Genomic DNA, 9147 nt, shown 5'->3' with positions numbered 1-9147 from the left:
TCTTCTATGAGTTACAGGTTTTTTGCGGCGAGCGCCCACCCTACGTTTAATTATGTCCGACTACTTAAGGTGACAAACACGCTATCAGGAAAAAGCTATGAAATTGAGAATTTTGACAGCGGGTATTATCAGCGCGATCGCATTAATTCAACCTAGTGCAGTTTTGTCTCAACCTTCGCCAGACGGCGGGCCAAGGCCGGGGTTTTGGCAACCGGAAGCACAAGTTGACCTCGTTCGCGATATCACGCTCATTTTGACAAATGAGACGGGATTAAATTTGGAATATGGTGATTCGGAAAAAGGTTTATCGTCTTTACCTCCGGGAGGTACAGCAAATATCATTATTCGTAAGGGAAACAGCACTGGCGACATTGCTAATATTCCCATTAATGTGATGGAGGGGACGACTCCTTTGAGGTATGAATATAACGTCGATCCTAAGACAAATGTGGTGACAGTTCGGATCGGAACTTCCAGTGGTGCAGCACCTTTAGATCGCTCTGTTTATATTGATGAAAAAGGGCGTGTCTATTCTTTCTAACCTGAGAATTTTGGCTGCTTTTCCGGGTTGATGGTACAGCAATTGATAAGTGAAGTAAAATCCGGCTCGATACTCTTCGATCTAGTTTAACAGGAGCGTGCGGCCGGATGCCACCACTTTTGCCAATGCGATCGCCATGAAACACAGAATTTTGACAGCAGCAGCTTTATTAGCTACCTTCAGCATAGGAATACCAGCCGCAGTATTTTCGCAACCAGCCTCAGATAACCGATATCAACCAGGATTCTGGCAACCGGAAGGGAAAGTTAACCCCAATCGCGAGATTAAAGTCCAGCTTTTGAATCAGACTGGTTATACTTTGGAATATGGCAAAGTTGAAGGCTATCCGAGTTTGATAGCTCCGGGAGAAACGAAAGATGTTTATATTGGAATTAGCAGCCGTAAAGGTGATATTGCTAATATTCCGATTAATGCTCCCCAGGGGACTGTACCGCTGAGATATGAGTATCGAGTTATTAATAATGTGGTGACAGTTCGGATTGTGCCCACGAGTGCGGCCGATGTCAATCAAGGGCGGGCAGTTTATATTGATGAAACGGGAAGAGTTTACACTTTTTAAGTAGAAATTGGGGCGGGTAATTCTCGCCCTGTTTAATGTGCGATCGCTCTTTTGGATGTGGGTAAGCGATCGCTTTAACTATTATGAAGTCGTAGAAATTATGTTAGCTGAAGTGTGAGCCTGCGTTGGCTACTCAGAGTAGAAGCGTTGACAAAAACGGCTTGGGTTATCCAATAGACTAAAAACCTCATGGGATCTGGATTTATAATTGATGAGAGCAGCAAATATCTCTGATTCTTGAAGGAAGTTAGTTTCGGACAAGCGTACACACGCAAACGGTAGTGCATAAAAACAGAAAATAACTAATGGCACCTCCTGCATTGAAGCAAGTATAACTGTATGATGTCCTGGTTTATTGAAATGCTGAAATGAGTTGTTTTCCTGGCTACTTCTATCAGGTTCCCATAAGTGTTTAACAAATTGGTTTGCATCATCTGAAGTATGACCCAAGATAAAAGATTTGATAGGATCAAGCAAGGGATGACGAGCACGTTCAGGTCCAAGAAAAGCACATACAGCATTTACTGCTGACTTAGCCAGCGCACGATTAATATCATTGGGATTTATTGTGAAGCGTTTATGTACCCAACCTTGTTGCTGAGTATTTTCTAGTTCAGCTTGCTCTTGATGCCAAGAAATGAAATCTCTCTCTAATAATTTCTGATTTAGAAAGTCGATATCCTCACTATTGCTTGCTCGTATAAGATAGTGGTTTTCAGAACTTCTTATTATTGCTGGTTGGACTGGCGGGAGTGATTGATTATTTTGCGGAATTACTAACTTGTTTAAGGAAAGATTATTAGGAGAAGATAGTTCTTTCATAATCTGCTTAAGCATAAATTGAGAACTAGAACTGCGAGAACGAAAAGTAATTCTATTTCTATCTACAAAGATTAATTGTGGAGAAATTATAACTTGACCATTCTGATCTAGGTGTACATTAACCCATAAACCCGATGCCTCATCAAACTGAACATCATGCCCTTGCTGCAAAAGTGTTCTCCGTATTGAAAGATCGGGGTGATCGCAGTAAACAATAGTACGAATAAAATTTAATAGTGCTCCATCAAGAGGTGAGAAACGAACTGTATTGCACTCACTGCACACATCTCTTGGCAACGTCCAGTTAGATCCAAAAGCACGTTGAATAACGTGCTCATTTGTACGTTTAAGATTTTTATCTTTACAGAAAAGACATGGGTGACTGTGTGACATAGTTTCGCTTGCAAAAGCAGTTAAATTTGACATAACTACCTCTAATCTAATTGTTCAAATTAAGTTCTGCTACCCGTAACTAACCTTAAAGTGCTGCCCTAGTCCAGAACTCAAGCAGGCTAACATATAATTCTACCGCAGTTGCGGGATTAAATCAATAAATCGAGTCAATTATCGCAAAAAGCCTTTCTCTATATCTGTAGAACTAAGCTTCATCGAGAATACGATCGCAGGTGAACAATGTGTATCTACCCCATTATTATCATACAACCAACACTGGATGATTGAGTTTGCGTTGGGATTAGAGTCAACTTCAGCATTAGACAAGAAAGCAAAAGTCTACCAACCTCATTAGTCCGCGTAGGCGAACTTTGTTTGTATAGCCGCGATTTCAATCGCCAGGATATTTTACTACACCCTCAACTAAAGCATAATTTTTCAAATTTACCCCGATAAATATATGAATACCTCGCAAGCTTAGACCTCAAGCAAGTCTAAACAAGCGAGAAATTTCACAATCCTTAACTTTCAATTTTCAGAAGCAAAGTTGGCCAACTCGCTTCGACCTCGTGCATTCAAAAATTAATCAGAGGTAGAAACGAACATGAAAAATACATCTACTTTTGTAGCCTTTTTGGGACTATTAATCTTAGGATTTGACTCAAATTTAGGACTTTCGCTAGCAGAATTTAATCATACCAATGGACATAAAAATCAAACAGAAAAAATGATCGTAAACACTAATGTTGTGCCAGAATGCAAGCACAATGATGGCAAATATCCCTGTACTAATTAATATAAACAGTTAACAGTTAACAGTTAACGGTTAACTGTTAACTGTTAACTAAAAAGCGATCGCCCTCCCTAAAAAAAGAGCGATCGCCTAAATAATTAAAAATTAAAAATGCAAAATTAAAAATGATGGAATTAAATTTTTAATTTTTAATTTTTAATTTTTAATTCTCACTTCCTCCTAGCCCGTATTCCGCATTCCAGCAGCAATACCATTAATAGTTAACAAAGCTCCTCGCAACAATTCACCCTTGCTATAACGCGAGTGAATCACCCCAGGAACCCCTGCCACACCATGCTGCCGTAACCGCTTCAATAAAGCCACTTGCAACAAACCTAAAGGCACAATCGTAGCATTCCGTAACAAGACAGAACGCTGCAAATCGGGGTCTCCATCTAGCAAACGCTCATGACCAGTAATAGTCAAAACTAGATCGCGAATCAAGTGATATTCAGTCGAAATTTGCTCAAATAGAGCCTCAAATCGTTGCCTATCTGCGGGTGCTGATAACTCCCGAACATAGTGGTGAGCAATTTGCAAATCCACCTTAGATAAAGTCATTTCCACCTTAGAAATCACCATCTTAAAAAACGGCCATTTCAGATAGAAATATTGCAGAAGCTTCAAATGTTCTTCCGGTTTCTCCAGCAAAAACTCCTGCAAAGCAGTACCTACTCCGTACCAAGAAGGCAACAAAAAGCGGCTTTGAGTCCAGCTAAACACCCAAGGAATTGCGCGCAGAGTGCTAATATCTTTCTTGCCTCCGCTACGGCGTGCGGGCCTTGAACTAATTTGCAACTGGCTAATTTCTTGAATCGGAGTAACTTGATGGAAGAAATCAACTAAATCTGGCTCTTCATAGATTAAATGACGGTAGTGCGATCGCGACCTAACCGACAACTCCTCCATAATCTCATTCCAAGGGTCAATCCCATCAAAACCAGTGTGCAGCAAACTAGCTTGCACCACAGCCGCCGTCACAGTTTCCAGATTATAAAGCGCTAAGTCAGGCAACGAGTATTTAGAAGCCAAAACCTCACCCTGTTCGGTAATCTTAATTCTGCCACTAATACTCTTCCCAGGTTGAGCTAAAATCGCCTTATAAGCAGGGCCACCGCCACGTCCCACCGAACCGCCGCGCCCGTGAAAAATGCGTAAATTCACATTGTACTGCTCAGCAATTCGCTGCAAAGCCTTTTGAGCTTTATGAATTTCCCAATTACTACTAAGAAATCCCGAATCCTTATTACTATCCGAATAGCCCAGCATCACCTCTTGTAGACAAGAGGAAGGCAAAGTATCATCCTTTTGGATGGCATAACCACCAGCAAGCATCGCCCGGTAGAGAGGCAACTCGAAGATGTTTTGCATTACTTGTGGCGCTTTTGTCAAGTCTTCCACTGTTTCAAACAGAGGAACTACATTAATGCTGCCAATACCCGTAGCTGGATCGAAAAGTCCCGCCTCTTTAGCTAAGAGCAAAACCTCTAGCAAGTCGCTAACATCATGGCTCATGCTAATCACATAAGTTTGGCAAATTTCCGGGCCAAACTCTTGCTGCATTTGTCGCAAGATGCGGAAAGTCTCAATCGTCTCGCAAGTTTTTGCAGAAAAAGGCAATTCTGCCGGGATTAACGGCCGACGGGTTTGCAATTCTGTAGCTAACCAGATCGATCGCTCCGATTCTGACAATTCATTGTAAGACTTAGGCAGAATTTGCAGATATTCAGCAACTTCCGACAGAGCATCAGAATGAACCGACGACTCTTGACGGATATCCAAATGGGCCAAATTAAACCCATAAATTTCTACCTGGCAGATCAGATTTTCCAAGTCCCGACAACTTAGACCTGTTTCCACCAAATTGCGCTCAATTAGCCGCAATTCCGCCAAAAACTCCACACCCGAAGGGTAAAGCCCCACCAATCCCGGATTCTGGGAAAGAGCTTCCCGTTCCCTTTGTAACTCATCACCCTTGTAGAGCCGCCAATTGCGATCGCGCGTATTTTCCAACCGCTTGAGTACATAAGCCAACTTCAAGCGATAAGGTTCCTGACGGTAGCGAATCGCCCACTCATCGTAAACCTCTTGTATCTCCAACTTATCGCGATCGAGAGACTCCAACAACTCCGGTAACACATCGCTCCAGTGCAGCGACAAACTCAACAGTTCGCTCAGCTTTTTCACCGCACTGATATACTTCTCCAGCACCAAATGTCGCTGATAACAAGAAGTTTGCCAAGTAATTTTCGGAGTCACAGAAGGATTGCCATCCCGATCTGACCCCACCCAAGAGCCGAACTTACAAAAATTGTACTTCGGCGGATTCAGATAAGGAAAAGAAGCGTGCAAAGCTTGCTTAAAGCGCTGATACAGTTGGGGAATCGCATCAAAGAGCACTTCCTCAAAGTAGTGCAGAGTATACTCAACCTCATCAAGCACGCTCGGCTTAAACTGATGTAGCTCATCAGTGCGCCACCACAGGCGAATTTCTTCCATCAGTTGCACTTGCAGCGCTTGCGCTTCCCAGGAAGATACTAAATAAGGGCTTTCCTGACTACCAGTACCCAGAACATCAAAATTTTCCTCAACTTGATCCAACTGTTGCAGAATCTTCGCAATCCGCCGCTGCTTAGTGCGAATCGTGTGGCGAACAATTTCCGTCGGGTGAGCCGTAAACACCAGCCGGATGTCCAAATTATCAATCAAGCGCTGAATCTGTTGAGAAGGCACATTCAAGCGTCGCAACATCGGGAATAAGTGATGGAAAGTCCCTAAGTCCCTCGGCAAGTTATTATTACCTTCCTGCACCTGAGCTGTAAAGCTTTGAAAATTTTCGTCTATATATGGGTGGCTGGTTTGGCCCTGCGACCTCGAAAAAGCCAATCCGCTAGCACCATTACCGCTGACATAAGCTAATTGCTGGTCTCGCTGTTCGTAGTGCTGCTCAACAATATTGATGAGCTGGAAATAGAGAGCAAAAGCGCGAGCCGCACGAATTGCGGCATTCAGGTCAAGCTTTTCGATAAGCTGCAAGACATTCGACTCCAGAAAATGAGGAGCCTGACGATCTGGGCCATTAATCGAACGCATCTGCTGAATTAAATCAACCAGTTCTTGACCGCACTCTTGTCGCAGCACTGACTCCCACAAGTCCTCTACGATTTTCAGGCGATTACGCAGAAACAGGTCTGAGGTAGCAAACGGGACAGGAGGCGAGACGACTTTTGTAGTGATGGCCTGATCTGACGAGTGGAGGACTGAACTCATGGGGTCTGTTCCTCAATAGCTGCGGATATCCAATCAATTGTACAGTTAACGGTTAACTGTCAACTGTTAGCTGTTAACAGTTGACAGTCTCTAAGAATCTTGGTGTGGGAAGTTGAGAACGGGGAGGCGATCGCCGCGAAACAGTTCCTCGCTGGATGAGCCAATTGTCACCATCAGCTCAGCCGCAGCTTTGCTAGCCAATAACCCAAAGAGTAAGGGTACAGTCGCAAAGCTCAATATAATATCTGAGGGAATTTGTAAATTCGGGCTCTGGGATGGCTTAGTTTCTGGTAAATTCTGCCGAAACGACTGCATAAACATAGACCTCCTGTTTTATTAATTTTCACTCTAATCCCGATGCTCTATATGGTAGCGATTAATGCGCTTATAACTAAGTGTGCCAAAATACCCTCGTGGTGTGCTATCTCTAGGAAACAAAATTACACTTGACGAAATCAAAGCCCCCATGTTGAATGCGAAAGGGAGCATCTTGACAGATAATCGATCCGCCTTAACGCAGTGGGCCGGGGCAGCTTTGGGGCTTCCCGAAGTGCAAGTACAGGTGCGGTTGCGGGGCAATCACCTGCACATTCTCTGTGAAGCCGCAGAGTGTCCGCCCCAGCGTCTTGTAGTCGCCAAATATTCCGAAGCCCTGAGCGTGACTGACTTGGAAAAACTGCTGCCTCGCAATCTACCTCAGATTTACCAAGTATTTTTGTGCGGTAGGAGACTGGGTGCTAGACAAAATAACTGGACAGTGAGGCTGGAGTGCAACAGTTCTAACCGAAATCAACAACCGCTCAAACGTCCCGAAGCACAACCTTTAGTAACTCCTCCCCCAGAACCGCCCATCGCTTCCAAGGAAATCAGAAATTTAGGGAAAAGGAAGCCTGAAAGGGAAAGTTCCCCGACGCACACTGCTGCCAACCCGATCGCAGCAGCAGGCGAAGGCAGAATCATTACCCAGAATGGTTCAATTGCCCCTGAGAATCAAGAAACTGAAGTTTTCGCGATTTCACCCCTAACTATTGATACTACCTCTACTTCTAAATTAAGTGCAGCATCCGTTCCCCTTCATTCCTCATCTTATTCCATGACCGCAGGACAAGTAACGCAGCAGAGTACGGCCATTCTAGAAGTTCCTTCACAGGAGAACAATGGCACTCAAGATGAGGGAACATTGACTATTTCCTGCGAACGTCTCGCTCGCCGAGGCTATCCTGATGCTATTGCCAGCTACCTGAGTGAAATCTTGGGAGCCTTGGGAGTATCGGTTAAAGTTAGCATTCGAGAACAGGGGAGGGAGGGAGCCAGGGAACAGAAGAGCGAGGAAGTGGGGGAGGATACTACTGTCAGTTCTACTTTGCCACTGGTTCGCAGGTTATGCGTGTTGTGCGAGTCAGCATACAGCCCAGACCCTTCCTTGCTAGCAGAACCGATTGCTCAGCGGTTGCGAGATCTGAAACTAGAAGATTTTCGGGATGCGGTAATTTGCAGCCAAGTTAGGGGTGAAGCGAAGCCAGACTGGATGTTGCGGGTAGATCTCACGCCTCCGAGTCAAATGCTGAAGGAATGGGCCCGCTGGGGGGATGTAGCTGCGATCGCACGGCTATTAAATCAGGAATTAGCCGCTTTTGGGATCGAAGTTCGAGCCACACTTAAAGAATTTACTCTGCATTTATTCTGTAACAAGACTTTCGGGAAGCAGGGGAGCGAGGGAGCAGAGGAGCAGGGGAGCAGAGGAGCGGGGGAGACGGGGAGACGGGGAATTTTCTCAGTTGCCAATTCCTCTACTCCTGATAAACAGATAGTTAGGGATGCGCTTGCGCCGATTTTAGCTGCGATCGCACCCCAAGGTATTCGCGCGGCCACTGTCTATGGCGTAGAAGCGCCCCACAGTCAGGAAGACGAAACTCCGGTTTGGATAGACTGGCTGGATTTGCCAGCAGCTCACCACCCGGATTTAGCTGTAAGTGCTGTAACACTTGCGGCTCAAGGAGATCGGTCTGCTCTAACATTTTTAATCAACCGCCTACTCAATCCCAATCTCGACCGCAAACTGCAAACTGGGGGCATTCGCGTCCTGATTTTAGCCAAAGGTGACTTGCTCCACATCATGAGCGAATCTCCTACCTGTCCCTCTCAATCTAAGGTAGGGCCGCCCATTGCCCAATTCCTGCGCCAGCTAAAAATTCCCGGCATTGTCGGGGTGCGGGTCTACGGCCGTCGCGCAGGTCAAAAACTCCCTCTGTGGCGCTATGGGGTTGAGGTGGGTACAGCCGTTTCCCCAGCATCGCCTGTGGCTCCCGCAAAGCCCCTGTCAAAAATCGCCAAATCTTCTTTCGAGAAAGATATTGCGCCAGAGTTTGCCCCCTCCGCAGCAGATATGGCTTTCACCGCCTTAGATGGGGATTTGATTTTAACGCCCGATTTTCCAGGGGAAGCTGTAATCGCCGACGTGGGAATTCGGCCTCGCCCCCGCAAACTGGGTAAGGGACTATTGGGGCTACAGCGATCGCTAGTTAGCTCTGGCCTGTTTGTTCCAAACGATGCTTTATCTACCACTGTGGCTACTTCTCATCACGGGTGGCGCGATCGCCGAGCCGCGATCGCCTTAGTTTGGGCTGCGGCTGGATGTTTCCTAGCGGTCCAAACAGATTCCTTTTTGGGCAACTTTCTAGAATCCTTTGCTAGTAATAGCACCCAGGTAGAAGAGCAGGGGAGCGGGGGAGATGGGGAGCAGGGGAG

Annotated in this window: 6 protein-coding genes and 1 pseudogene; 4 read left to right on the top strand and 3 right to left on the bottom strand. The window is 45.5% G+C overall.

The features are described from left to right. Nucleotides 1-97: 97 nt before the first annotated feature. Both PN499_RS13080 and PN499_RS13075 read left to right on the top strand, forming a co-directional pair. Nucleotides 98-541 carry a hypothetical protein gene (locus PN499_RS13080; RefSeq protein WP_007356774.1) on the top strand — a complete coding sequence of 148 codons (444 nt, stop codon included), beginning with the start codon at nt 98-100 and terminating at the stop codon, nt 539-541. 97 nt (nt 542-638) lie between these two features. Continuing rightward, nucleotides 639-1121, top strand: a complete 483-nt coding sequence (locus tag PN499_RS13075) for a hypothetical protein (RefSeq protein ID WP_272032375.1) — start codon at nt 639-641, stop codon at nt 1119-1121. Nucleotides 1122-1250: 129 nt separating this feature from the next. On the opposite strand, the gene PN499_RS13070 is transcribed toward PN499_RS13075, so the two are convergent. Continuing rightward, entirely contained in the window at nt 1251-2369 is a 1119-nt protein-coding gene (locus PN499_RS13070; RefSeq protein WP_272032373.1) for a hypothetical protein, read from the bottom strand. Between the two features lie 571 nt (nt 2370-2940). Between PN499_RS13070 and PN499_RS13065 the strand changes: the two genes are divergently transcribed. Then, nucleotides 2941-3132 carry a hypothetical protein gene (locus tag PN499_RS13065; protein ID WP_272032372.1) on the top strand — a complete coding sequence of 64 codons (192 nt, stop codon included), beginning with the start codon at nt 2941-2943 and terminating at the stop codon, nt 3130-3132. 177 nt (nt 3133-3309) lie between these two features. Here the strand turns inward: PN499_RS13065 and ppc are convergent, their stop codons facing one another. Together ppc and PN499_RS13055 are read right to left on the bottom strand one after the other, a co-directional pair. Then, a complete protein-coding gene (ppc, locus tag PN499_RS13060; protein WP_272032370.1) occupies nt 3310-6399 on the bottom strand; it encodes a phosphoenolpyruvate carboxylase in 3090 nt (1029 codons plus the stop codon). 90 nt (nt 6400-6489) lie between these two features. Next, on the bottom strand, nt 6490-6714 hold the full coding sequence (locus PN499_RS13055; protein WP_007356259.1) for a hypothetical protein: 225 nt from the start codon (nt 6712-6714) through the stop codon (nt 6490-6492). Nucleotides 6715-6889: 175 nt separating this feature from the next. Between PN499_RS13055 and PN499_RS13050 the strand changes: the two are divergent. Then, nucleotides 6890-9147 (top strand): annotated as a pseudogene (locus tag PN499_RS13050) (hypothetical protein); the annotation flags it as partial.

The organism is Kamptonema animale CS-326 (assembly GCF_028330895.1).
GTDB classification, from domain to species: domain Bacteria; phylum Cyanobacteriota; class Cyanobacteriia; order Cyanobacteriales; family Microcoleaceae; genus Kamptonema; species Kamptonema formosum.
This window is presented reverse-complemented; position numbering and strand designations above follow the sequence as displayed.